Below are 26,013 nucleotides of genomic sequence, written 5' to 3'. Positions count from 1 at the left end.
ACCTTCGGGTGCCCGCTTTGTTTCAGCCGTCGCGCAGCGCGACCGTCACCGGCAGGCGCGCGGCCCGCAATGCCGGGAACAGGCCGCCCACCAGGCCGATGCCCAGCGCCCATTTCAGGCCGGTCCACAGCAACTGCGGCGAGACCTTGAACTGGAACACCACCTGGCTGAAGTTGTTGCCCAGCGTGGACACCGTGTAGCCGTTGAAGATCGCCCAGGCGATCAGCCCACCCAACACGCCGCCCAGCAGCGCCAGCAGCATCGTTTCCAGCATGACGGCGAGCACGACGGGCAGGCTGCGGAAGCCGATCGCACGCATGGTCGCGATCTCGCGCGCGCGGCCGGCGACCGCGGCGTACATCGTGTTGAGCGCGCCGAACACCGCGCCCACTGCCATGATCGCGCCGATCACCGTTCCGAGCACGTTGATCAGCGTGCTCAGCTGGCCGGACTGCTTGCGGTAGTAGCTGCGGGTGGTCTCCACGTCGAGCTTCAGGCGCGGGTCGGCGTCCATCGCCGCCTTGAGGCGCTGGAAGCCGTCCGCACCCTCGGTGCGCACGGTGATCGACTGGAAGGCATTGCGCCGGTAGGTCGAGGCGATGGTCTGCGCGTCGCCCCACAACTCTGAATCGTAGGCATCTCCGGAGGCGAACTTGCCGACCACGGCCCACTGCTGGTTGGCGAACTCCAGAGTGCTGCCGACGTCCAGGCCGCGGAACTGCGATTGCGCTCCCTGGCCCACCACCAGCTCCTGCAGTCCCGGCCGGAACCTGCGGCCTTCCACCAGGCGAACACCCGGGCGCACCTGCCAGGCCTCCTCGCCGACGCCGCGCAGCTGCGCGTTCGAATCGCTGCCGTCGGATCGCGCCTTCAGTGCGACAACCTGGGACAGTTCGGCGGTCAGCAGCGGCTTGCCATCCGCGTCGCGGGCGATCCCGGGCAGGCTGGAGACCAGCGGCACCTGGTCGCGCAGGATCACCGAGTTGGTTTCCGCCTGCGAACCGCCGCGCAGGATGATCGCGGTGTCGTCACTGCCGGTGGCCTGCAGCGTCGCCTTGAAGCCTTCGCCCATCGCCAGCATCGCCACCAGTACGCCGACCACCCCGGCGATGCCGACGATGATCACCGAGGACGCGCCCCACCGCTGCGGCAGGCTGGAAATGCCGATCCGCGTCGCCGCAAGGGACAGCCGCCCGCTGCGGGTCAGGACAAGCCACCCCGCCAGCGTGACCGCCAGGGCGAGCAGGCCCCACCAGGGCAGCGCGATCCATGCTGCCAATCCGGCCACCAGCAGTACGATGGTGAGCAGGTTCCACAAGCGCTGCTTGTTCACGGCCCGCATCCTCATCTCCCGGCCAGCGCGTCGACGATCTTCAAACGCTTGGCCCGCAGCGCCGGCAGCAGCCCGACCACCACCCCGATGGCGACCATCAGGCCGATGCCGACCAGCCACGTCTGCGCCGGCACCTGCGGCAGGCCGAGGATGCCGCCGCTGGCCGCGGAGATCCCAGGCATCGCCACCGCGGCCAGCGTGAGCCCGGTCAGCCCGCCGATCATCACCAGCAGCACCGACTCGGCCATCACCAGCCCGAGCATGGTCGAGTCGTGGAAGCCCAGCGTCTTCAACGTTGCCAATTCGGGCACCCGCTCGCGCACCGCCTGGGCCATGGTGTTGCCGGTAAGCAGCAGCAGGGTGAAGAACACCGCGCCCATGATCGCGGTGACGATCAGGCCGATGTCGGCGAACTGCTTGGCAAACGACTGCTGGAAGGCGGACTCGGTCTGGCTCTTGGTCTCGTGGTCGGAGTTGGCCGAGAGTGCGTCGATCGCCTGCGCCACGCGCGAGGCCTGGTCGGGGTCGGCCAGCTGCACGGTGAAGAAGCTGACCTGGTTCTTGATGTAGTCGTTGGCCTCGTCGAAGTACTTCCAGTGCATCAGCAGCTGCTGCTCGGCGCCGACGTTGTCGCGGTCGCGCGAGCGGTAGATCGCCTCCAGCTGCAGCGGCCAGTCGTTGCTGCCGCTGCGCGGGAAGATGGTCGCCTGCAGCGGGATGGTGTCGCCGATCTTCCAGTCGAACTTCTGTGCCAGTGCCTCGCCCACCACGGCGCCGGTCTGGTTGGCCTGCCACGCCTGCAACCGGTCGGCCGGAATCTCGAAATCGGTGTAGACGTCAAAGTAGTTGTCGGCCACCGAGAAGTTGGGGAAGAAGTTCATCGGATCCCGGTAGATGCCGCCAAACCACATGGAGTAAGTCGCGTTGCGCACGCCCGGCACGCCCTCGATCTGGCGCAGGAGGCGGATGGGCAGGGTCTGGGTGATCGACAGGCGCGAAGCGACAATGAGCCGGTTGGCCCCGTCCACGCTGCCGCCGGAGTTGAATGCCACCCGGACCGAGTCGAGCATGCCGAACAGCAGGAAGGCGGCGACCACCGACAGCAGGGTCAGCAGCGTGCGGGTCTTGCTCCGCCGCAACTGGGCCCAGACCAGCCAGAGGTATTTCATCGCCGCCTCAGTGCGCCAGCTCGGGCGCGCCCACCAGCTCGCCCTTGTCGAGGTGGATGGTGTGACTGGCGTATTCGGCCGCCTTGGGGTCGTGGGTGACCATGATGATGGTCTTGCCGTGGTCGCGGTTGAGCGACTGCAGCAGGGTCAGGATCTCCTCGGCGGAATGACGGTCCAGGTCGCCGGTGGGCTCGTCGCAGATCAGGAAGGTCGGGTCGGACACGATCGCCCGTGCGATGGCGACGCGTTGCTGCTGGCCGCCGGAAAGCTCGTTGGGCTTGTGCGAGGTGCGGTCCGCCAGGCCGACCAGCTGCAGGGCGATGCCGGCATTGCGCTTGCGCTGGGCGGCCTTGAGCGTGGTCAGCAGCAGTGGCAGCTCGACGTTCTTCTGCGCGGTCAGCATCGGCATCAGGTTGTAGAACTGGAACACGAAGCCCACATGCCGGCTGCGCCAGGTGGCCAGCTGCCCTGCACTCATGCGGTCGATACGCTCCCCTTCGATGGAGATCTCGCCCCCGCTGGGGGTGTCCAGGCCACCGATCAGGTTCAGCAGGGTAGTCTTGCCCGAACCCGAGGGGCCCATCAGGGCCACGAAATCGCCCTCGGCGATGTCCAGGTCGATGCCGTGCAGCACCTCGATCTTCTCCGGCCCGCGCTGGTAGGTCTTGGTGAGCTCGCGGATGCTGACCAGGGTCTTCATTGCGGTGCGTCCTTTTGCAGCGTCACCCTGTCCCCGTGGGTGAGCTCGGGGGGTGGATCCAGCACCACGGTCTCCCCGGCCGTCAGACCGGCGAGCACCTGGCGGTCGCTGCCGGTGGTGATTCCGGCTTCCACGGCCCGCTGTTCGACCGAGTCATCCTCACCCAGCACGAAGACGACGTCCTTGCCGTCCCGGCTCGCCACTGCCGCCGCCGGCACGCGCACCCCCGGCGGCGCCTCCTCGCCGGCCTTTTCCATGAAGCTGACCCGCACGCCCATGTCGGGCACGATCCGCGGGTCCTTCTCGTCCAGCGCAACGCGCACCTTCACCGTCGCCTTGCCGCGGTCGGCGGTGGGGATGATCGCGATCACCGAGCCGGGAATGCGCCAGTCCGGGTAGGCGTTGAGCACGGCCTCGATCGGCATTTTCGGCGTCACCCGACCGATGTAGGCCTCGCCGACATCCACCTCCACCTCCAGCGAGTCCATGTCGACGATGGTGCCGATGCCGGTGCGGGTGAAGCCGCCGCCGGCCGACAGCGGCGAGATAATCTCGCCGGGCTGGGCCGCCTTGGCGATCACCACGCCGGCGAACGGTGCGCGGACCACGGTGTTGTCCACGCCGTTGTCGGCGATGGCCAGGCGGTCGGCGGCGACCTGTGCGTTGCGCTGAGCAGTCTGCAGTTGCGAGCGCAAGGCGTCGCGCTCGGCGACGGCCTGGTCGTACTGCGCGGCCGACACCAGTTGCTGCCGCGCCAGCGCCTGCAGCCGGCCGGCATTGGCGGCAGCTTCGCGCGACTGCGCCTGGGCGGCGTTGATCTGGCTGCGCGCGGCGGCGAGCTGGGCGCGGGCCAGGCGGCGCTCGGCATTGGCATCGACGGGATCCAGGGTGGCCATGATCTCCCCGGCCTGAACCTGCTGGCCTTCCTCGATCATCACCTCGCGAACCTTGCCGGTGATCTTGGAGGATACGGTAGCCATCCGGCGGGCGACCACGTAACCGGTGGCATCCAGCACCGCCGCGCTGCCGCTGGACATCGCCACCGCGGGCGCGGTGCGTACCTCGACACCGCCCTGGCCGCGCAGGAAGAACCCGGCAGCGAGGATCAGCACCAGCAGCACCGCGGCCGCGACCAGCCACGGCCACCGTTTCCGTGGCTCCGGCGGAGCCGAACGGTCGATCTTGAGCGACTTGAGCAGCTCGGCCGACTCAGTCATATGCGCCCTTGCAGTGGTGTTCGCCCGAGTGTGACGCGGGGCTCGTTCAGTGCCAAGCCACCCCGGCAAGCGCGGCGGCACGCAGGCTTGCCATCGCGCCATGCCGGAGCGGGGTGTTGCGAGGCCGCCATGGCTAACCCGTCGCGGTCGCGATCATCGACTGCAGCGCACCCAGGTGACTGTCGAGGGCGTTGCGTCCGGCCTCGGTGAGGCGGTACCAGGTGACCGGCTTGCGTTCGACGAAGTCGCGCCGCAGCGCCACGTAGCCGGTGTCCTCGAGTTTCCGCAGTTGCGCTCCCAGATTGCCGTCGGTGAGTGACAGACTCTGCTTGAAACGCGCGAAGCTGATCTCGTCATGACGTGCCAGCAGGACGCCGATCGCCAGCCGCGCGCGATGTTCAAACGCGCTGTCGAGGCGGTCCAGCGCTTTCATTCCGGATGGACCGGCGACCGCGAGCGCTGGCTGCTGAAACCGGCCCAGGCCAGGGCGATCGCGACCAGCAGACCGGTCGCGGTCCAGGTGTAGGGCCATGCAAACATCGTCAACACGACGTAGGCCGCGAGCATCAGCAAGCCGGTCCACAGCAGCGGGCGCTCCAGGTGCACGCCGGCCAGGGCATAGGAAATCGCGGCCACCAGCATGAAGTTGCCGACCGCGGTCTCGATCGGCGCGCCGCGCATCACCGGCAACCAGCAGACCAGGAAGGCGGCGCCGGTCACCAGCCAGTGCAGGCCGTGGCGACGCCCGTGCGCCTGATCCACCGAGCCGCTGTGTTTCGTATCCCGCGCCGCCAGCCACATGCTGACCAGCCCACCGCCGATGCCGAACAGCACCCAGAACGGTGCCGCCAGTTGCGGCGCAAAGTCGGGCAATGCCCAGCCCACGGCGACGATCACTGCCCACATGAAGTAGATCGACGGCACGCCTGCGCTGCGGTCGTGCCGGCGTACCGCACCGACCACGTAATCCAGATCCTGTTTGAGCTGCTCAGCCTGTTGCATGGTCCTGTTCCTCCGGTTGATGGATGACAAAGTACTCTGGTTTTCAGAGTTGTCAAGCACCAGGATGTTCCGTCCCACCAATCAAGCGCGCCGTCGCGTCGCTGGAGACCGCGGCGTTATCGGTTCGCGTCGCGACCCGGGCCGCGCGCCATGCTGGCGAACACACCGTCGCGCCGCACCCATGCGTGGTACAGCGCCGCCGACAGGTGCAGCAACACGGTGGCGAACAGGAGGTAGGCCAGCAGCCCGTGGGCGCCGCGGAGCAGGGCGAACAGTGTCGGCGAATGCGGCAGGATGGCCGGTAGGCTGACGCTGCCGAACATCACGATGGGATAGCCGCCCGCCGAGAGCATTCCCCAGCCGATCAGCGGCATCGACAGCATCAGCGCGTACAGCACCCAGTGCGAGGCGCGGGCGGCGGACTTCTGGATGGCGGGCAGGTCGGCGGGCAGCGGCGGCGGACGGTGGGTCAGGCGGTTGCCCAGCCGCAGCAGTGCCAAGAGCAGGATGGCAATGCCGATCGGCCGGTGCAGCTCGATCAGCATCGGGCGCAGGGTCAGGGAGGCGACCATGGTGACGCCGACAAACAGCATGGTCAGGATCAGCACCGCCATGCTCCAGTGCAGCACACGCGCCAGCAGGTTGAAATGCGCAGGCGGGCGGGAGTTCATGGCGACGCCTCCTGGTCCGTGGCATCGGAGGCCTTGCCGCTGGCGATCTCGCGCTCACGGCGGAAGAAGGATTGCGCGTACACGCCCGAGCGCGCGGCCAGGATCGGGTCATCCGATGCCGCGATGCCGGTGGGCAGGATCAGCGGATCGAAGTTCACGTCGCGGCACGGGCCCGTGGCCTGCGGCTGCGCCTGCTCAAAGCTGAGCGTGCCGACGGTGACCTGACGGCGCGTTTCCGGCCACGGTTGCGACGGGTCGTCCAGCGCATCGCCGGCATCGGGCAATGTCACCACCATGTCCCATCGCAGGGGGCCCGTGGCCAGGCGGCGGTCGAGCTCCTCGGCGAGGTAGTCGGCGGAGGCCTGCTCGCGCTTGGCCTTGTCCATCTCCACGAAAGGCGCCTGTGGCCGCATCGACCAGCGCACCGGCTGGCGCTCGCCGTTAGTGTTGATGAAGTGGAAAGTGTGGACGCCGTTGTAGGCGGTATTGGCCCAGCTGTCCGACCAGCGCGCCGATTCGGCCCAGGCCTGGAAGCGACGTGCCTGCGGGTACCTGGCCAGGAACGCGGCCATTTTCGCCGGGTCGGGCTTGCCGGTCGCCGGGTCCGGGATCCCGGCGCGGGTCTGCTCCAGGAAGGCCTCCAGGGTGGGCGCGCCGAAGAACGGAAAACTGTTCATCGCCATGCGCCACTGTTGGCCATCGTCGGTGCGGATGAGCAAGGCCATGCTCCGCACCCGGGCGGCGGCATCGGCGCCATGCGGATCCCCGCCGCCAATAGACATCCGTCCCAAGACTGGCACGGCGGCCTGCGAGAACGCCCTCGCACTCGACAGGGCGACGCCTTCGGCCGTGCCCTGAAAACTGCCACTGACACAAACGCCCTTGCTGTGCGCGCGCCGGAAACCGGGGTGGTCGGCGCCGGTGGCTTCGATGGTGTCAACGAATCGCTGCGAGGTGAGGCGCCCGCTGCTGCCGATCCAGCCCGCGGCCCAGGCAAACGCCGCGGCCCCACCCAGGGCGATCAGGCCGATCGCGGCAAGCGGGAGCAAGGAACGTCGCGGCGGGCGCCCGTCGGGCGTGGGCATCTGTGAGGTCATGGCAAGGTCCGCTGGCTGTCACCCCTTCATACACCCTCGCAATCGGGAAAGCGGTGACGAGTGGACCTGCGCTCCAACGGCGCCAAGCTCGTGCGCGGATCCGACTGGGCGCGCGCCCCGATGACTCAGTGCCCGTAGCGTTGCTTGAGCATCGTCCACGCCGAGCGCAGCGCCAGCGCCTCGCCGCCGGCCGGGCGTCCCGGGCGGTCCTTGTCGTTCCACGCGTAGACATCCAGGTGGGCCCACTTCTGGCCCTCGCTGATGAAGCGCTCCAGATACAACGCAGCTGTCACCGAGCCGGCCATGCGCGAACCGGCATTGGCGATGTCGGCGATGCTGCTGTCCAGGTAGCGCAGGTAGGGTCGCCACAGCGGCATGCGCCAGACCGGATCGCGGGTCGCTTCGCCGGCATCGAGCCACTGCCGCGCCAGGGTGTCGTCGTTGGCGAACAGCGCCGGCAGGTCCGGCCCAAGCGCCACGCGGGCGGCGCCGGTGAGGGTGGCGAAATCGATGATGGTGTCGGGGCCCTGCTCGCAGGCGTAGGCCAGCGCGTCGCAGAGCACCAGCCGCCCTTCGGCGTCGGTGTTGTCGACCTCCACCGTGATGCCCTTGCGCGTCGTGATGACGTCGCCGGGGCGGAAGGAATCCGGGCCGACCGCGTTTTCCACCGCCGCCACCAGCACCGTCAGCTGAACCGGCAGGGCCTGCGCCATGACCAGCCCGGCCAGGGCCAGGGCGTGAGCGGCGCCGCCCATATCCTTCTTCATGTTGCGCATGCCATCAGGGGCCTTCATGTCCAACCCGCCGGTGTCGAAGCACACGCCCTTGCCGACCAGGGCCAGGTGAGGATGCCCGGGCTTGCCCCAGCGCAGGGCGATCAAACGGGGAACCCGATGGGATGAGCGGCCCACGGCGTGGATGGTGGGAAAGTTCTGCTCCAGCAGGGCGTCGCCGGCGATCACTTCCAGCGTCGCGCCGTGGCTGTCGGCGAGCTCGCGCGCGGCATCCTCCAGTTGCTGCGGACCCATGTCCTCGGTGGGCGTGGTGACCCAGTCGCGCACCCGCAGGCACGCGGCGATGACGTCACGCACTTCCTGCGATGGAGCAGCCGCCAGCTCGGCCGGTGCGCGCCTGGGCTTGCGGTAGCGGGCGAAGCGGTAACTGCCCAGGCCCCAGCCCAGTTGCAGGTTGGTCGCCTCCACCGGGTCCGAGTCTTGGGCGGGCTTCCAGACCGTGCCGGCGGGCAGCGCAAAAGGCGCATGTGCGTAGCAATAGGCGTCGGCGCGGTCCGCCACGCCGATCACCGCACCCGCAATGCTGCCATCGCCCGCCGACAGCAACGCCACCGACCCCGGGCTGGCATCGAACGCCTGCGCGTCCAGCCATTTGCCATGCGCCGGTAATTGGGTCGCGCGCCACTGCTCCAGCCGGTCGGGGCTGACGATGTGCAGGGGCAGGGCATCGGTGGTGGCATCGGTAAAGCCAGACGGCAGACTCATGGACGGATCGACTCCTTGGCGTGCGCCGCGTCGAGCCAGTCGGCCAACGCGGCAAGTGTGGGAAATTCGAGGTCGGGACGCGGCCGCGCATCGGGCCACGGCTGGGACCGGCCGTGATCGTCGGAACGGTTGATCCAGCAGGCACGCAGGCCGGCCCGGCGCGCGCCGATCACGTCCATGTAAGGATCGTCGCCGACGTGCAGGACCTGCTCGCGGGGCAGGCCGAGGCGCTCGCAGGCGGCGTGGAATATGCTCGCGTCCGGCTTGGCGGCCCCGTGTTCGCGCGCGCCGAGCTGGAACCGGAACAGGTGCATCAGGCCGATCGTGTCCAGGCAGGCGTTGCCGTTGCTGACGGCGGCCAGCGGCACCCGCGCCGCCAGGCGCTCCAGCGCGGCGACGCTGTCGGGGTAGTGCGTCACATCGCAGCGCGCGGCGAAGTAGGCGTCATAGGCCGAATCGGCCAACTCGACGTCCTCGTCGGCGAGCACCAGCATGCGCTCGATCATCCACTGGCGTTGCGCGGTCATGTCGTGGGCGAGCCGCGGACGCTCGTGGTTGGCCAGTTCACGCAGCCGCTGGCGCTCTCTGGGCGGCCACATCCGTGCGGCGCGCGGTGCGTTTGCCGCCATCCACGCCTCAAGTGCAGCCTCCGCGCCCACGATGGCCGGCGCGATCGGCCAGATCGTGTCGTCAAGGTCGAGGGTGATGGCGCGGACGGGAAAGCTCACGCGTTCATTCTAGCCCGTCGAAAAACGGCGATCACTCCAGCAGGCGCGCCCAGCCTTCCAGGCCCTCGATCCGCGACAGGCTGATTTTGACGCAGACCAGCAATGGCACCGCCAGCAGCAGTCCGATGATGCCCCACAGCGAGCCGAACGCCATCAGCGCCATGATCAGCACCAGCGGCGACAAGCGCATCTGCCGGCCCAGAATGACCGGCGTCAGGATCTGGCCCTCGAGTGTGTGCAGGGCCAGGTAGATACCAGCGGGCACCAGCGACATCCAGGCCTCGTCAAAGGCCACGAACCCCATCAGCAACATGATGATGATGCCGATCAGCGGCCCGACGTAGGGGGCGAAGTTGAGCACCGCGGCCATGGTGCCCCACAGCAGTGCTTCGGCCAACGGGACGCCGAGCAGGTAGAACGATCCCGCCAGCGCCAGGCCGAGGATCAGGTTGATCGCGCTGATCGTGAGCACATAGCGCGATATCTCGCGCTCGATGGATTGCATGATCTCCACGGTGACGCGCTTTTGCTGGCGGCTCGGCAGCAGCGATATCGCATTGCGTTGCAGGTTTTCGCCATAGACCATGAAGAAGAAGGTCAGCAGGATCACTGCCAGCAGGGACGTGAGCATCATGGGGGTGGCCGTCAGCGATTTGTAGGGGTCGTTGACCTCGGTGCGGACGACATCGACTTTCTTGCCATCCCCCGACTCGGTGGCGCGGGCGATGCTCTCCGCCGCTTCGCTGGCGGCGTGGACCGGCTTGCTCATCTCGCGCAATTTCGGCGCCAGCCGCCCGAGCTCCTTGGGCACCTGGCGGGCCCATTCGGCGGCAGGCTGGGCCAGTTGGTAGCCCAGCGCGACCGTGGCCGCCAGCCCGCCAAGCAAAACGATGGTTGCGCCGAGCACGCGTGGAACGTGCAATCGTCGCAGCCCGCGGATGATGGGGTTGCCGATCAGGGCGAAGAACATCCCCAGCAGAATCGGAAGCACCACCCCTTGGGCGAGCCAGAGGGTATAGCCGACCGCCAGCGTGGCGAGCAGATTGAGCGCGTGTGACGCTCGTGGTCGTACGGCTGAAAGCGGCGGATCCTCATCGCCGGCCAATGCCGACGCGCCAACATCCACCGTGGCAGGGAGCGGTAAGGACGGGTCACCCTGCGCGGAAGGCGAGCCCGGATCCGCAGGCCCTGCGGCCATGGTCAGCCGTTGCCTCCTGCCTGGCGGGCCGCGGAGGCCAAGCGCTCCAGATAATCCTGTGCCGCGCTGTCATTGGTATCTGGGGGCAATTGGCGTCGCTGGCGGCGTGCCGAATCGGCGCTGGCGGCGACCCGGGGTGCGGGAGCAGCGGCGGGCCCGTCGGCTAAACCGGATCGTTGGACCTTCTCGTCGACGGCTTCTTCCGCGTCTTCTGCGTCGCTTGCCGCCGAAGCGGCTGTGACCCCGGAAAACAGGTTCATCAGCGTGCTGCTCATGCGCAGCAAGCCGCCGCTGCGGGCGACCGTCTGCAATGGTTCAGCGCGCCCGATCAGGAACCCGCTCGCCAGTCCGACGACGATGATCCGGCCCGGTGACCACAGGGCCTGCCACGAGTCCCTGAGTTGGCGCATGTCCGCGCCAACCTGACGCTCGTTGGCCTCCAAGGTGTTCTCGGCCTGGTCGACCTTGTTCTTGAGCTTTTCGAAATTCATCGTTTTTCCCCTGCGCCGTCATGGCGTTGCGACGCAGACTGGCGGGTCTCCGCAGAAGTGAAAGTTGCGCAGCGACCGCGGCACCGGCACCCCGGCACGCAGTTCACGGACCTGCCTGCCCGGTCGATACGCGTTGTGCCTGCTTCAGCGCACGTTGCTTCTCGTCATTCGCGGACTCCGCATCGCGCGCGCACTCGGCGGAATCCGGGGACGGCATCACGTCCGAAAGCTCGCCGACCCCGAGCCTGGCAAGTTGGCGCCGGGTTGCGTCCAGGCGGGTAAAGCCGAAGTAATGCACCGCGGCCCATGTGGCAATGCCGGCGGCCACCAGGCTCAGTGCCGCCGGAATGAGAAGCGCCGCAGTCCAGGTCAGCACCGTGGCACCGTTGAGGAACACCACCAGGGCGCCCATCAGGAACAGCCACGCGGTGGCCCCGCAAACGATGGCCACCCCGCTCATCGCCAGGGTTCGACCCAAGGCACTGCGCGCGAGCGACACATCCGCCGCCACCAGTGCACGCAATGCCTTGGCCGTATCCCCTGCTGCGGAGAGGCTGGCCTGACCGGTCTGGCCGATCTGGCGCAAGGCCTCCCGCAGCTCATCGGCCACGGGTGGATCATCCTGACGCCGCTCGTCTTCGCCGTGGCTTTCCATCGCGGCGGCTTAGTCGTTGTTGCGGGTGAGCTTGGCAAGCACCCAGCCGGCGGCGAGAGCGGCACCGAAGGCGGCCATCGGACGCTCGCGGATCAACTCCGAGGCGCTGTCCAGCAGGTCGCGGCCTTTCTCCATCAACTCGTCGGCCTGTTCACGTGCGGCGCCGGCGACGTCGCCCGCGGCCTTCCTGGTTGCCGATGCGCTCTCGGACAGCTCGGACTTGATGCTGGTCTGGCCGGAGCGGAGTTCCTCACCTGCGGCGCTGGCGGCGCCCTTCAATGTCTCGCCGGTGTGCTGCGCCGCCTGCTTGAGATGGTTGCCCGCCTCGCCGAGGTTCGACTTGACCGACTGGGTCGGATTGGTTCCGAGGGTGCTGGACGGATTGTTGGCGGTGGTATCGGTCGGATTCATTGATATCGCTCCTGATGGGGGATCTTGGGATTTATTGCATCTGCAGCACACCGCGTTGATTGCCGCGAACGATCTGCAAAACCAACTGTGCAGGAGGTCGTGTGAAGCCCGCGCGGAAGCCGGCCAGATCCTCGAACGCGCCGGCGCTGGAAGCCATCACCACATCGCCCTCGCGCATGCCGCTGGCCGCGGCGCGACTGCCCTGGGCGACCGACTCCACCAGGACGCCGGACACCCCGGCCTGGCGCAGACGCTCCGGCAGCTCGCTGAAGCCGGCCCCGTCCAATCGCGGATCCAGGCTGGCGCCGGCCAACGCGCGCGGTTGCTCCTTCAAGGTGGCGGTCAGGCGCAGCGGCTTGCCGTCGCGACGGATGTCCAGTTGCACTTTGCTGCCGATGGCATGCAACCCCTCGAAGTTGCGCAAGCTGTCGCGGCTGTCGATCCGTTCGCCGTCGGCCGCCACGATCACATCACCGGATTTCACCCCGGCAGCCGCGGCAGCGGAGTCCGCGTGGACCCGCGTCACCAGGGCTCCGCGCGCGTCGTCCAGCTTCAGGGCCTTGGCCAGGCGGGCGTCGACATCCTGGGCATCCAGTCCAAAGGTGCCGCGCCGGACTTCGCCGCTGGTGACGAGTTGATCCATGACATTGCGCGCGAGGTTGGCCGGAATCGCGAAGCCCAGGCCGATGTTGCCGGCCATGCTGCCGCGCGGGTTGAAGCTGGCGGTGTTGATGCCGACCAGTTGGCCGTCCAGGTTGACCAGCGCGCCACCGGAGTTGCCCGGATTGATCGAGGCATCGGTCTGGATGAAGCTCTGGTAGCCCAGCCCGCGCAGGCCGGTGCGGCCGACGGCGGAGACGATGCCGGAGGTGACCGTCTGGCCGATGCCGAACGGATTGCCGACCGCGACCACGAAATCGCCCACGCGCAGGTCGCCCGAATCGGCCAGGGTGACCTGTTGCAGTCCCTCGGCAGGAATCCGCATCACCGCCACGTCGGTGTCCGGATCGGAGCCGATGAACTCCGCCGCCAGCGTGCGCCCGTCAGCGAGCGTTACCGTGACCTCCTCGGCGCCCTCGATGACGTGGTGGTTGGTGAGCACATAGCCGCGGCCGGCATCAACGATGACGCCCGACCCCAGTGACTGCTCGATGCGCTCCTGCGGGATATGCGGAAACATGCGGCGGAAGATCGGGTCGTTGGCGAAGGGGTTGTTGAGCCGCACGCGCTGTTTGGCCTGGACACTCACCACCGCGGGAGTGACCCGGGCGAGCATCGGCGCCAGCGATGGCAGGGGCTGCCCGCCTACCGCCGAGGGGAGCGAGGCGCTCATCGGCGTGACCACGGGCGCGGCTGTCTGGCTGGCAGGCGCGGCCATCGCCGGCGTTTGCAGGCCGTGCAGGACGGTGCCGGCGACCACGCCGCCGAACAGCGCTGCCAGGGCCAGCATCGCCAAGATGCTCAGGGAAGGTCGATGGGACGTGGAATGGTTGCTCATACGCGGTACCGGGCAGGTGGCAAGACCAATCTCCAAGTGTGGTTCAACGCCGGTAAATCGTCGATGAAGTGGGTCTTTTCCGGTGCACCGGCGGGCTGCCCCTAGCGGCAAACGGCATTGTTCGCCAGCGTTGACTTGACCGGATCGGGGCGGTAGCTTTGTTTCCTGTCATCGACACAACATGTTGTGGTCATGGCGGGCGATAAGCCCAGCATTTGGGTCTTTCGGCTGCGCTGGCTGATGCCGCATCGTTGTCCGAAGGGGTTGTGGGAGGCCCTTCGCTGGCGCTTTCGTGGCTATCGGCGCCGTCGTCATCCGCACTACCAACGCAAGACGCCATTCCGCGCCGGACGATCCGGCCCGAATCACGCATTCCGGTCGCGCCAGCAGCGACCACCCAGGAGAAAGTTCAGGCATGAGCACGGTGCGCCTCGAGGCAGCAAGCATGGAAACTTCCGGCAATTCCAATACATCCGGCGTCGAGACACCGGCGGTGATGAAAATCGCCATGCAGCCGGCGTCGTTGGATATCTGGGACAAGAAGTACCGGCTGGTGACCAAGGACGGCACGCCGGTGGACGCCGACATCGACGCCACCTACCGCCGCGTTGCGCGTGCGCTGGCCGACTCGGAGTCCACCGACGAGCTGCGCGCCTACTGGCACGAGCGCTTCACCTGGGCGCTGCGCCACGGCGCTATTCCCGCCGGCCGCATCACCTCCAATGCCGGCGCGCTGGAGCACAAGCCGGCGACCAGCACGATCAACTGCACTGTCTCGGGCACCATCGAGGATTCCATGGACGGCATCCTGGAGAAGGTCCACGAGGCCGGCCTGACCCTGAAGGCGGGCTGCGGCATCGGCTATGAATTCAGCACCCTGCGCCCGCGCGGGGCATTCGTCGCCGGCGCCGGTGCCTACACCTCCGGGCCGATGTCCTTCATGGATATCTACGACAAGATGTGCTTCACCGTGTCCTCGGCCGGGGGCCGTCGCGGCGCGCAGATGGGCACCTTCGATGTCTCGCATCCGGACGTGAAGGATTTCATCCGGGCCAAGCGCGAGGACGGCCGCCTGCGCCAGTTCAACCTGTCGCTGCTGATCACCGACGGCTTCATGCAGGCGGTGGCCGACGATGACGACTGGCCGCTGGTGTTCCCGGTCAACCTGAAGGAGAAGGGCGACGTCGATCTCGACGATCCCGCCCAGGTGGTCTGGCGCGACTGGCCGACCCACCGAAACTACATCGTCCGCGACGATGGCCTGGTTGCCTGCAAGGTCTACGGCCACATCAAGGCCCGGCACCTGTGGGACATGATCATGGTGTCCACCTATGACTACGCCGAGCCGGGCTTCATCCTGATCGACCGCGTCAACGAGATGAACAACAACTGGTGGTGCGAGGACATCCGCGCGACCAACCCCTGCGGCGAGCAGCCTTTGCCGGCCTACGGCGCGTGCCTGCTGGGCTCGATCAACCTGACGAAGTTCGTGCGCAACGCCTTCACCGAGCAGGCCAGCTTTGACTGGGACGAGTACCGCGAAGTGGTGCGCGTGTTCACCCGCATGCTCGACAACGTGGTCGAGATCAACGGGCTGCCCTTGCAGCAGCAGCGCGACGAGATCATGCGCAAGCGCCGCCACGGCATGGGCTTCCTCGGCCTGGGCTCGACGGTGACCATGCTGCAGATGAAGTACGGCTCGCCCGAGTCCTGCGAGTTCACCGAGCAGGTGGCCCGCGAGATGGCCGTCGCCGGCTGGGAAACCGGCCTGGCGCTGGCGAAGGAGAAGGGTCCGGCGCCGATCATGGACGAGCAGTTCACCGTCGATGCCGAGATGCTGCGCAAACGCCCGGAAATGGTCGCCGATGGCTGGAAGATCGGCCAGGAAGTGGCCGGCAAGGTGCTGCACGCCAGGTACTCGCGCTACATGCAGCGCGTGGCCGAAGTCGCCCCCGAGCTGGTTGCCGAGCTGGCCGAGGTCGGAGCGCGCTTCACCCACCACAGCTCGATCGCCCCGACCGGCACCATCTCGCTGTCGCTGGCCAACAATGCCTCCAACGGCATCGAGCCGAGCTTCGCCCACCATTACAGCCGCAACGTGATCCGCGAGGGCAAGAAGTCCAAGGAGAAGGTGGACGTGTTCTCCTTCGAGCTGCTGGCCTACCGCAGCCTGGTCAATCCCGGCGCGATGCCGTTCTCCGATGAGCCGGCCACGCGCCTGCCCGAGTACTTCATCGCCGCCGACGACGTCACGCCCAAACAGCACGTGGACGTACAGGCTGCGGCGCAGAAGTGGGTCGACAGTTCGATCTCCAAGACCGCCAACGTGCCGACCGATTATCCCTACGAGGATTTCAAGGACATCTACACCTACGCGCACGCGCAGGGTCTGAAGGGCTGCACGACTTTCCGCTTCAACCCGGCCGCCTTCCAGGGCGTGCTGGTCAAGGAGGCCGACCTGGAGAACACCACCTACCGCTTCGAGCTGGAGGACGGCAGCGTGGTGGAGGCCAAGGGCAACCAGGAAATCGAGTACGACGGGGAGATGCACACCGCCGCCAACCTGTTTGATGCCCTCAAGGAAGGGTATTACGGCAAATTCTGAGCCACGCATCCCCGCGCGCAGCCCCACGGCCGGCGCGTCGCCAACCAACGCAGCAGGAGTCTGGCCCATGGCCATGAAGATCGACCAGAAAATCAAGGGTTACAGCGTCGTCAGCGCCGAGGACCGGGTCCGCGAAACCGCGGCGCAGGATGCCGCCCAGGCCGCCGACATGGACAGCAACGTGGTCCAGATGCACGAGAAGATCGAGCGCCCGGAGACGCTGATCGGGACGACCTACAAGCTGAAGACGCCGCTGTTCGAGCACGCCCTGTACGTCACCATCAACGACATCATCCTCAACGCCGGCAGCGAGCACGAGCACCGTCGGCCGTTCGAGATCTTCATCAACTCCAAGAACATGGACCACTTCCAGTGGATCGTGGCGCTGACCCGGATCATGTCGGCGGTGTTCCGCAAGGGCGGCGACGTGACCTTCCTGGTGGAGGAGATGAAGGCGGTGTTCGACCCGCGCGGTGGCTACTTCAAGGCGGGCGGCGTCTACATGCCCTCGCTGGTCGCCGAGCTGGGCAGCATCGTGGAGGAGCACCTCAAATCGATCGGGATGATCCAGGACCCGGAGATGAGTGCTTCCCAGCGCGAGCTGATCGCCGAGAAGCGCGCGGCGTACGCGGCCATGGAGGCCAAAAAAAAAACTGAGGTAACCCCGCTCGCGCAGAAGGTCGACCCCGCCGAGCTGCCGCCGCGGGACGAACTCAGCGGCCACCTGTTTCCCGAGCCGCGGGTCAGCGACACCCCGCGCAGCGAGGATGTCGAGGTCACCGGCGACGGCGGGGTGGCCTTTCCGCCTTCCGCGGCGATGTGCCACAAGTGCAGCACCAAGGCGATCGTGATCATGGACGGTTGCGCCACCTGCCTCAATTGCGGCTATTCCAAGTGCGGCTGAGCCCTGCGGATGGCGGGGAATTTGCGGCAGTGCGGAGGTAGCCCGCGTTTCACGGAATTTTGGTGTGGCCTCTGCGAGCATGCGCGGACGCGTAATCCACGCGCGATAACGGGAAATCTGTTCGCATGCCGCAATCCACGCCGCCGTCCGACCGGAAGTCGGGCCTGCTGCGCAGGTTCGCGCGCCGCCCCCAGCCGGTAGCCGCCGTCGAGGAGCCGCCGCTGCGCGACTCGCTGTTCAGCGCCCAGCGCATGGAAGAGCACGGCCGCCATCTCGCCGCCGTCCACCAGCTCCAGTCGGCCAGTGAGCCGCACACCGAGTCGCTGCTGGAGCGCCTGAGCGACAACCGGCGTCTGCTCGACCACACCTGCACGATGCTTACCGAATCGGCGCAGGCCAACCGGCGCATCACACCGGCCAGCGACTGGCTGCTGGACAACATCTACCTGGTGCAGGAACAGATCGCTATCGCGCGCCGGCATTTGCCGCGCGGCTACAGTCGCGAACTGCCGCGCCTGGCCAACGGACCCTCGGCCGGCCTACCGCGTGTGTACGACATTGCCCTGAACGCGATCTCCCACGGCGATGGCCGGCTGGAGATCGAAAGCCTGGCGCGGTTCGTCGCCGCCTACCAGGAAGTTGCGCCGCTCAAACTGGGTGAGTTGTGGGCGATTCCGATCATGCTGCGGCTGGCTCTGATCGAGAACCTGCGCCGGGTCGGCCTGCGCATCGCCGCCGATCGCGTGCACATGGATCTGGCCGACATCTGGGCTGACCGGCTCACCACCGCCGCCGAGAAGCGGCCCAAGGACCTGGTGCTGGTGATCGCCGACATGGCCCGCAGCCAGCCGCCGATGACGCCGGCCTTCGTCGCCGAGCTGGTGCGCCAGGTGCAGGGACAGGGCTCGGTGCTCGCGCTGGCATTGACCTGGGTGGAGCAGTGGCTGGCCGATGGCGGCACCGATGTCGAACAGATCGTCCACGCCGACGGCCAGACCCAGTCTTCGGACCAGATGTCGGTGGGCAACAGCATCAGCAGCCTGCGCTTCCTGACTTTGGTGGACTGGCAGGAGTTCGTCGAGTCGGCCAGCCTGGTGGATGCGGTGCTGCGGCAGGACCCCACCGCGACCTACTCGCGCATGGATTTCGCCACCCGCGACCGCTACCGCCATCTCACCGAGGAGATCGCGCGGCGTGGCCGGCTGGAGGAGATCGACGTCGCGAAGAAGGCGCTCGAACTGGCCCGTCAGAGCGCGGCCCAGACCAAGGACATCCGCAGCCATGTCGGTTTCTATCTCGCCGACGACGGGCGCGCGACGCTGGAACATGCGCTGGGCGCACGACCGACCCTGGAGGCCTCGATCCGCAAGGGTGCGCGGCGGGTCCCATTGCTGGCTTACATGTTGCCGATTGCGCTGATCGTGGCGTTCTTCACCCAGGGCCTGGTGGTGGAGGCCGCGCGTCTGGCCATCAGCGACGGATTGCTGTTGTTGATCGGGCTGCTCGGGGTGGTCGCCTTCAGCGAGCTGGGCGTGGCCTGCGTGAACTGGGGCGCGACCTTGCTGGCGACGCCGCGCACCCTGCCGCGGATGGACTACTCCACTGGCATCCCCGCTTCCGCGCGCACCGTGGTGACCGTACCCACCATGCTGTCCAGCATCGCCGCGGTAAGCGAGCTGGTCGAGGCGCTGGAGGTCCGGTTCCTCGCCAACCGCGACCCGCAGTTGCGTTTTGTACTGCTATCGGACTTCCTGGATGCGCCCGAGCAGGTGATGCCCGGTGACGAGGCGCTGCTGACGGCTGCGCGTACGCAGATTGCCGCGTTGAACGAGCGCTACGCGAACGGCCACGACCTGTTTTTCCTGCTGCACCGTCCCCGTGCATGGAACCCGCGCGAAGGCGTGTGGATGGGCTACGAGCGCAAGCGCGGCAAGCTCTCGGCGTTGAACCGGGTGCTGCGTGGCGGCACCCGCGCCGCCTTCATGGAGATCACCGGCGACATCGCGGAGCTGGAAGGCGTGCGCTACGTGATCACTCTGGACAGCGACACCGACCTGCCGCGTGACGCTGCGCGCAAACTGGTGGGCACGCTGGCACATCCCTTGAACCACCCGGTCTTCGACCTGGTGCGCGGCGTGGTGACGCGCGGCTACGGCATCCTCCAGCCGCGGGTCGGCATCAACATGAGCGGCGAGGAAAGTTCCTGGTACGCGCGCCTGTTTGGCAGCGAGCCGGGCATCGACCCCTACACGCGCGCCGTGTCGGACGTCTACCAGGACCTGTTCAACGAGGGCTCCTACGTCGGCAAGGGCATCTACGACGTGGATGCCTTCGAGCGTGCGCTGGACGGCCGCATCCTGCCCAACCGCGTGCTCAGCCACGACCTGCTGGAAGGGTGCTACGCGCGGGCGGGGGTCGTCAGCGACGTCCAGCTCTACGAGCAGTACCCGTCGCGCTACGCCGTGGACGTCAAGCGCCGCCAGCGCTGGATCCGCGGTGACTGGCAACTGCTGCCGTGGCTGCTGCCCTGGGTCCAGCGCGCCGGACGGAAGTGGGAGCGAAATCCGCTCTCGATGCTCTCGCGCGGAAAGCTGGTCGACAACCTGCGCCGCAGCCTGGTGCCCGCCGCGGTGCTGGCGCTGCTGCTGATCGGCTGGTTCCAGGCCAAGATGCCGCTGGCGTGGACCTTGTGGATCTTCTCGATCTACCTGATTCCGCCGCTGCTGGCATCCATCGTCGACTTCGCCCGCCGGCCGCCGGATCTGTCGGTTCGCGCCCACCTGCGCCAGGCGGCGTTCGCGAGCCTGCGCAGCTTTGTCCACGCCCCGCTCGCAGTGGCGTGCCTTGCGTACGAGGCGGCGTTCAGCCTCGCCGCGATCGGCAAGACCCTGTGGCGGCTGGCAACGCGGCGCCACCTGCTGCAATGGAACCCGTCCAGCGAAGTCGCCCGCAGCCTGCCGGTCGATGCGCTGGCGACCGTGCGCTCGATGTGGACCGCGCCGGTAGTGGCGATCGTGGTGGGCGTCGCGCTGGCGCTGGTCCGTCCGGGCGCCCTGTTGGTGGCCGCGCCGGTGCTGCTGGCCTGGTTCGCCTCACCGTGGCTGATGTGGTGGCTGGGCTCGCCGCGCGCCGAACCGGCGACCGCGCTGACGCAGGACCAGCTGCAATTCCTGCGGCGCCTGGCCCGACGTACCTGGGCGTTCTTCGACAGCCACGTTACCGCGCAGGACCACTGGCTGCCGCCTGACAACGTGCAGGAATACCCGGCCCTGGTGGTCGCGCGCCGCACCTCCCCGACCAACATCGGCCTGTCGCTGCTGGCCGACCTGGCCGCATGGGATTTTGGCTACGTGACCACGGCAACGCTGATGGAGCGTGTCGGCGGCACGCTGGGCACGATGCAGGCGCTGCCGCGCTACCGCGGCCACTTCTTCAACTGGTACGACACCCAGACCCTGCAGCCGTTGCCGCCGCGCTACATCTCCGCGGTCGACAGCGGCAACCTCTCCGGCCACCTGCTGACCCTGCGCCAGGGACTGCTGGCGATGCTGGACGCACCGGTCGTCACCCCGGTGGCCTGGCAGGGCGTGGCCGACACCCTGGACGTACTGCGCGAATCGCTCGGCGATGTGCCGACCGTCACTGCCATCGCCGCGATGTCCGACGAGCTGGATGCGGCGATGGCCACCCCGCCTGCAACGCTGGGCGCTGCCGCTGCGCTTGCGCATCGCTTGCACGACCACGCCGAGCAGGTGCGCCAGCACGCCGCCGGCAGCGAGGCCTCGGCGTACTGGGCCGACGCGCTCCAGTCCCAGTGCAACGCCCTGGCCGCCGAGCTTGCGTGGATGTCCGCCGACGCAGACGGCAACGCAAGTTCCGCGGACAACGCGGCATCGGGCGCGATCCCCAGCCTGCGCGAGCTCACCGCACACGCGTCGCCGGCCATCGCCGGGCAGGCGCGCGACCGGATCACCGAGCTGGAGCGGCTGGCGCATATTGCCGGGCAGTGCGCGCAGGCCGAGTTCGGCTTCCTCTACGACCCCGCGCGGCGTCTGCTGGTCATCGGCTACAACGTCGATGAGCAGCGCTGCGACAACGGCTACTACGACCTGCTGGCATCGGAGGCGCGCCTGGGCAGTTTCGTCGCCATCGCCCAGGGACAGTTGCCTCAGGAGACCTGGTTCGCCCTGGGTCGGCTGCTGACCGAGGTGGACGGCGACCCGACCCTGCTGTCGTGGAGCGGCTCGATGTTCGAGTACCTGATGCCGCAACTGGTCATGCCGAGCTATCGCGGCACACTGCTGGACCAGACCGCGCGCAACAGCGTCGACCGCCAGATCGAGTACGGACGCCAGCGCGGCGTGCCGTGGGGCATATCGGAGTCTGGCTACCAGCTGTTCGATGCGCGCATGAATTACCAGTACCGCGCCTTCGGCGTGCCCGGGCTGGGCCTCAAGCGGGGCCTGGCGCAGGATCTGGTGATCGCGCCCTACGCCAGCATGATGGCGCTGATGGTCGCCCCGCAGGCCGCCACCGAGAACCTGCGGGTGCTGACCCGCAAGGGCTTCACCGGCCGCTTCGGCCTGTACGAGGCGATCGACTACACCCCCGCGCGTTTGCCGCCGGGCAAGGACCATGTGGTCGTGCGTTCGTTCATGGTCCACCACCAGGGCATGGGCCTGCTGGCGCTGGACTACCTGGTCCGCGACCAGCCCATGCAGCGCCGCTTCATGGCTGATCCGGAGCTGCAAGCGACGCTGCTGCTGCTGCAGGAGCGCATCCCGCGCACCGGCATGCTGCACCCGCACGCGGCCGAAGCGGCGAGCGCCGGCAAGCGTACCGACCAGGCGGAAACCCGCCTGCGGATCTTCCGCACGCCCAACATGGAGCTGCCGGCGATCCAGATGCTCTCCAATGGCAGCTACCACGTGATGGTCGGCTGCGCGGGCGGTGGCTACAGCCGTACCGACGACATCGCGGTCACGCGCTGGCGCGAGGACGCCGTGCGCGACCACTGGGGCAGCTTCTGTTACGTGCGCGATGTGGACGACGGCGATTTCTGGTCGACCTCCTATCAGCCCAGTCTGGTCGCCGTGGATGCCTACGAGGCGATCTTCTCCGACGCCAAGGCCGAGTTCCGCGGGCGTCGCCGCGATTTCGAGATGCACACGGCGATCGCGGTGTCACCCGAGGACGACATCGAGCTGCGCCGTCTGCGCATCGCCAATCGCGCCAGCACCACCCGCACCGTGGAGATCACCACCTACGCCGAAGTGGTGCTCGCGCCGGCGATTGCCGATGAGTTGCACCCGGCTTTCAGCAACCTGTTCGTGCAGACCGAGCTGGATCGCGGCCGCCAGGCCATCCTGTGCACCCGGCGCCGCCGCGAGCTCGACGAGACGCCGCCGTGGATGTTCCATCTGGTCGCCGTGCACGATGCGTCGGTGGATGCGATCTCCTACGAGACGGACCGCTCGCGCTTCATCGGCCGCGGCAACACGTTGCAGAGTCCGGACGCACTGACCACATCCGACCAGCTCTCGGGCAGTGAAGGGTCGGTGCTGGATCCGATCGTGGCGATCCGTTGCCGCATCACCCTGGCACCAGGTCAGGTGGCCAGTATCGACATGGTCTCCGGCGTCAGCCCGACCCGCGGTGACGCCAGCGGCATGATCGACAAGTACCGCGACCGTGGCCTGGCCGACCGCGTGTTCGACATGGCGTGGACGCACAGCCAAGTGGTGCGCAACCAGATCAACGCCACCCAGATCCACGCCCAGCTCTACGAGCGTCTGGCCGGACTGGTGCTCTACACCAACTCCGCGCTGCGTGCGGAACCAGCGCTGCTGCGGCAGAACCGCCGCGGCCAGTCGGGCCTGTGGGGGCAGTCGATTTCCGGCGACCTGCCAATCGTGCTGGTGAAGATCGCCGATGTCGCCAATATCGAACTGGTCCGCCAGCTCGCCCAGGCGCATGCCTACTGGCGCCTCAAAGGCCTGGTGGTGGACCTGGTGATCTGGAACGAGGACCAGGCCGGCTACCGCCAGCAGTTGCAGGACCAGGTCCTGGGCCTGATCGCCGCCGGTGCCGGCGCCCATCTGATCGACCGTCCCGGCGGCATCTTCGTGCGCCCGACCCAGCAGATGTCGCAGGAGGACCGCATCCTCATGCAGGCCGTCGCCCGGGTCGTGCTCAGCGACAGGCGCGGCAGCCTGGCCGAGCAACTGGAGGTGCGCCCGCCGGCGCCGCCGCTGGCCGCCCTGCTGGGCCCGGCGCCGGAGCAGTACGAGTTGATGCCGCGCCACGCGGGCGAGGGCCCGGCGCCGCGGGCCAGCTTCGACGCGTGGCCGTTCGACCCCGGCGCTCGCGAGCTGATCCTGGACAACGGCATCGGCGGTTTCTCCCCGGACGGGCGCGAATACGTGATCGACCTGGTAGACGGGCAGACGACACCCGCCCCGTGGTCCAACGTGATGGCCAATGCGCAGTTCGGCTGCGTGGTCAGCGAAAGCTCGCCGGGCTACACCTGGGGCGAGAACGCGCACGAGTTCCGGCTGACCCCGTGGCACAACGATCCGGTCAGCGATCCAGCAGGCGAGGCGTTCTACCTGCGCGACGAGGACACCGGCCACGTGTGGTCGCCGACGCCGCTGCCGTGCCGCGGCACCGGGCCGTACCGCACCCGCCACGGCTTTGGCTACAGCGTCTACGAGCACGAGGAAAACGGGATCATCAGTGAACTGTGGATCTACGTGGACCTGCACGACGCGGTGAAATTCAGCGTGCTCAAGCTGGCCAACCGCTCCGGCCGTCCGCGTCGCCTCAGTGCGACCGGGTACGTTGAGTGGATCCTGGGCGACCTGCACGGCAAGACGGGCATGCACGTCATCACCGAGATCGACGGTGACAGTGGCGTGCTCACCGCGCGCAACCCCTACAACACCGAGTTCGAAGGCCGGGTCGCGTTCTTCGACACCGACGCCGGCGCCGACGAGCGCAGCATCACCGGCGACCGCTTGGAGTTCATTGGCCGCAACGGCACCCTGCAGGCGCCGGCGGGGTTGACCCGCGAGCACCTCTCGGGCCAGATCGGTGCCGGGCTGGATCCGGTGGCCGCCATCCAGGTCCCGATCACCCTGGAGCCGGGCGAACGCAACGAGACCGTGTTCCGCCTCGGCATGGGCGAGGACTGGGGCGAGTGCGTCGCCGTCGCCCGCCGCCATCGCGGCAACGACGCCGCCCATGACGCCCTCGACCGGGTCCGCATGTACTGGCTGCAGACGCTGGGGGCGATCCAGGTCGACACCCCGGAGCCAGCGTTCGACGTCCTCGCCAACGGCTGGCTGATGTACCAGACCATCGCCTGCCGGTTCCTGGCCCGCAGCGGTTATTACCAGTCCGGCGGTGCCTACGGATTCCGCGACCAGCTGCAGGACTCCATGTCGATGGTCCACGCCGAGCCGGCCATGGTCCGCAGCCACCTGCTGCGCAGCGCGGCGCATCAGTTCCCCGAGGGCGATGTGCTGCACTGGTGGCACCCGCCGCAGGACCGCGGCGTGCGGACACGCTGCTCGGACGACTACCTGTGGCTGCCGCTCGCGGTATGCCGCTACGTGGAAGCCACCGGCGACCGCGACGTGCTGGAAGAACCGGTCAGCTACATCGAGGGCCGTCCGGTCGCTCCGGGCGAGGAGTCCTACTTCGACCTGCCCTTGCGCTCGACCCTGCGCCAGAGTCTGTACCAGCACTGCGTGCGTTCCATCCGCCGTGGCCTGGAGCTGACCGGCGAACGCGGCCTGCCGCTGATCGCCACCGGCGACTGGAACGACGGCATGAACCGTGTCGGCGAGCGCGGCCGCGGCGAGAGCGTGTGGCTGGGCTTCTTCCTCTACGACGTGCTCCAGCACTTCGCGCCGCTGGCGGAGGCGCACCTCGACCACCGCTTCGCCGCGGAGTGCCTGCAAGCCGCCGAAACGCTGCAGCAGAACCTGGAGAAACACGCCTGGGACGGTGAGTGGTACCAGCGCGCCTGGTTCGACAACGGCGCGCCGCTGGGCTCCAAAGACAGCGACGAATGCCGCATCGACTCGATCTCCCAGAGCTGGGCGGTGCTGTCGGGCGCGGGCGACCCACAGCGCACGACGCAGGCAATGGCCTCGCTGGACGAGCACCTGGTGCGCGAAGAGGCCGGCCTCATCCAGCTGCTGGATCCGCCGTTCGACAAGACCGCGCAGGACCCTGGCTACATCCGCGGCTACGTGCCCGGTGTCCGCGAAAACGGCGGCCAGTACACCCATTCGGCGGTCTGGGCGACGATGGCCTTCGCCCGCAGCGGCCACACCGAGCGGGCGTGGGAGCTGATGCGGATGATCAATCCGGTCAACCACGGCGCGGCCGCGTCGCTGCATACCTACAAGGTGGAGCCTTACGTCATGGCCGCCGATGTGTACGCCGTTCCGCCACACGTCGGCAGGGGCGGCTGGACCTGGTACACCGGCTCGTCGGGCTGGATGTACCGGCTGATGGTCGAGTCACTGCTTGGCATCCGGCGCGAAGGCAGCCGCCTGCACCTGGATCCGACGCTGCCAAACGACTGGCCCGGCTTCCAGATGCGCTACCGCTACGGCGATACCGAATACCGGATCGAGGTGTCGCGCGATCACGAAGGCGACGCGACGCGGCTGCTGTTGGACGGCGTGGCGCAGGCGGACCTGTCGTTCCGGCTGTTGGACGACCAGAACCCGCGCGAGGTGCAGGTATTCCTGGCCGATGGTCCCGGCGCGGCCTTGGACGCGGCGACCGGGGTCTGACGCGTGACGAGCTAGCCCATCAGCA

18 protein-coding genes are annotated in these 26,013 nt (G+C 67.9%); 3 read left to right on the top strand and 15 right to left on the bottom strand.

The features are described from left to right. Positions 1–22 precede the first annotated feature (22 nt). The 15 genes from INQ43_RS11575 to INQ43_RS11505 form a co-directional block, all read right to left on the bottom strand. Positions 23–1,348 carry an ABC transporter permease gene (locus tag INQ43_RS11575; protein WP_194036547.1) on the bottom strand — a complete coding sequence of 442 codons (1,326 nt, stop codon included), beginning with the start codon at positions 1,346–1,348 and terminating at the stop codon, positions 23–25. Next, complete coding sequence (locus tag INQ43_RS11570; RefSeq protein WP_194034416.1) at positions 1,345–2,502, bottom strand: ABC transporter permease; 1,158 nt, start codon at positions 2,500–2,502, stop codon at positions 1,345–1,347. Before INQ43_RS11570 ends, INQ43_RS11575 begins: the two co-directional genes overlap by 4 nt. Positions 2,503–2,509: 7 nt before the next feature. Next, on the bottom strand, positions 2,510–3,202 hold the full coding sequence (locus INQ43_RS11565; RefSeq protein ID WP_194034415.1) for an ABC transporter ATP-binding protein: 693 nt from the start codon (positions 3,200–3,202) through the stop codon (positions 2,510–2,512). Then, positions 3,199–4,419: an efflux RND transporter periplasmic adaptor subunit gene (locus INQ43_RS11560; RefSeq protein WP_194034414.1), complete on the bottom strand. Its 1,221-nt coding sequence runs from the start codon at positions 4,417–4,419 to the stop codon at positions 3,199–3,201. Before INQ43_RS11560 ends, INQ43_RS11565 begins: the two co-directional genes overlap by 4 nt. A gap of 133 nt (positions 4,420–4,552) precedes the next feature. Then, positions 4,553–4,852: a transcriptional regulator gene (locus INQ43_RS11555; RefSeq protein ID WP_194034413.1), complete on the bottom strand. Its 300-nt coding sequence runs from the start codon at positions 4,850–4,852 to the stop codon at positions 4,553–4,555. Then, positions 4,849–5,421, bottom strand: a complete 573-nt coding sequence (locus INQ43_RS11550) for a hypothetical protein (protein WP_194034412.1) — start codon at positions 5,419–5,421, stop codon at positions 4,849–4,851. Before INQ43_RS11550 ends, INQ43_RS11555 begins: the two co-directional genes overlap by 4 nt. Positions 5,422–5,537: 116 nt before the next feature. Then, positions 5,538–6,092 (bottom strand): cytochrome b/b6 domain-containing protein, encoded by a 555-nt coding sequence (locus tag INQ43_RS11545; protein WP_194034411.1) that lies wholly within the window; start codon positions 6,090–6,092, stop codon positions 5,538–5,540. Next, entirely contained in the window at positions 6,089–7,189 is a 1,101-nt protein-coding gene (locus tag INQ43_RS11540) for a catalase family peroxidase (protein ID WP_194034410.1), read from the bottom strand. Before INQ43_RS11540 ends, INQ43_RS11545 begins: the two co-directional genes overlap by 4 nt. 125 nt (positions 7,190–7,314) lie before the next feature. Further along, positions 7,315–8,688 (bottom strand): leucyl aminopeptidase family protein, encoded by a 1,374-nt coding sequence (locus INQ43_RS11535; RefSeq protein WP_194034409.1) that lies wholly within the window; start codon positions 8,686–8,688, stop codon positions 7,315–7,317. Beyond that, positions 8,685–9,416 (bottom strand): HAD family hydrolase, encoded by a 732-nt coding sequence (locus INQ43_RS11530; RefSeq protein ID WP_194034408.1) that lies wholly within the window; start codon positions 9,414–9,416, stop codon positions 8,685–8,687. The genes INQ43_RS11535 and INQ43_RS11530 overlap by 4 nt, the downstream gene beginning before the upstream one ends. 31 nt (positions 9,417–9,447) lie before the next feature. Continuing rightward, complete coding sequence (locus INQ43_RS11525; protein WP_194034407.1) at positions 9,448–10,614, bottom strand: AI-2E family transporter; 1,167 nt, start codon at positions 10,612–10,614, stop codon at positions 9,448–9,450. 2 nt (positions 10,615–10,616) lie between these two features. Further along, positions 10,617–11,105 (bottom strand): hypothetical protein, encoded by a 489-nt coding sequence (locus INQ43_RS11520; protein ID WP_194036546.1) that lies wholly within the window; start codon positions 11,103–11,105, stop codon positions 10,617–10,619. Between the two features lie 103 nt (positions 11,106–11,208). Next, complete coding sequence (locus INQ43_RS11515; RefSeq protein WP_194034405.1) at positions 11,209–11,715, bottom strand: phage holin family protein; 507 nt, start codon at positions 11,713–11,715, stop codon at positions 11,209–11,211. 54 nt (positions 11,716–11,769) lie between these two features. Next, on the bottom strand, positions 11,770–12,171 hold the full coding sequence (locus INQ43_RS11510) for a hypothetical protein (protein WP_043957261.1): 402 nt from the start codon (positions 12,169–12,171) through the stop codon (positions 11,770–11,772). A gap of 31 nt (positions 12,172–12,202) precedes the next feature. Next, positions 12,203–13,621, bottom strand: coding sequence for a Do family serine endopeptidase (locus tag INQ43_RS11505; protein ID WP_194034404.1), 1,419 nt, complete (start codon positions 13,619–13,621; stop codon positions 12,203–12,205). A gap of 493 nt (positions 13,622–14,114) precedes the next feature. Here INQ43_RS11505 and INQ43_RS11500 point away from each other — a divergent pair, with 493 nt between their 5' ends. The 3 genes from INQ43_RS11500 (at position 14,115) to INQ43_RS11490 (ending at position 25,988) form a co-directional block, all read left to right on the top strand. Further along, a complete protein-coding gene (locus INQ43_RS11500) occupies positions 14,115–16,274 on the top strand; it encodes an adenosylcobalamin-dependent ribonucleoside-diphosphate reductase (protein WP_228062696.1) in 2,160 nt (719 codons plus the stop codon). A 67-nt stretch (positions 16,275–16,341) separates the two neighbouring features. Beyond that, entirely contained in the window at positions 16,342–17,178 is an 837-nt protein-coding gene (locus INQ43_RS11495; RefSeq protein ID WP_194036545.1) for an NrdJb, read from the top strand. Positions 17,179–17,303: 125 nt separating this feature from the next. Beyond that, positions 17,304–25,988 (top strand): glucoamylase family protein, encoded by an 8,685-nt coding sequence (locus INQ43_RS11490; RefSeq protein WP_194036544.1) that lies wholly within the window; start codon positions 17,304–17,306, stop codon positions 25,986–25,988. The last annotated feature ends 25 nt before the right edge of the window (positions 25,989–26,013 follow it).

Origin of the sequence: Lysobacter sp. H23M47, assembly GCF_015209765.1 — a bacterium.
Lineage (GTDB): Bacteria > Pseudomonadota > Gammaproteobacteria > Xanthomonadales > Xanthomonadaceae > Novilysobacter > Novilysobacter avium.
The sequence above is the reverse complement of the archived record's forward strand: the minus strand, read 5'-3'. Positions and strand labels throughout refer to the sequence as shown.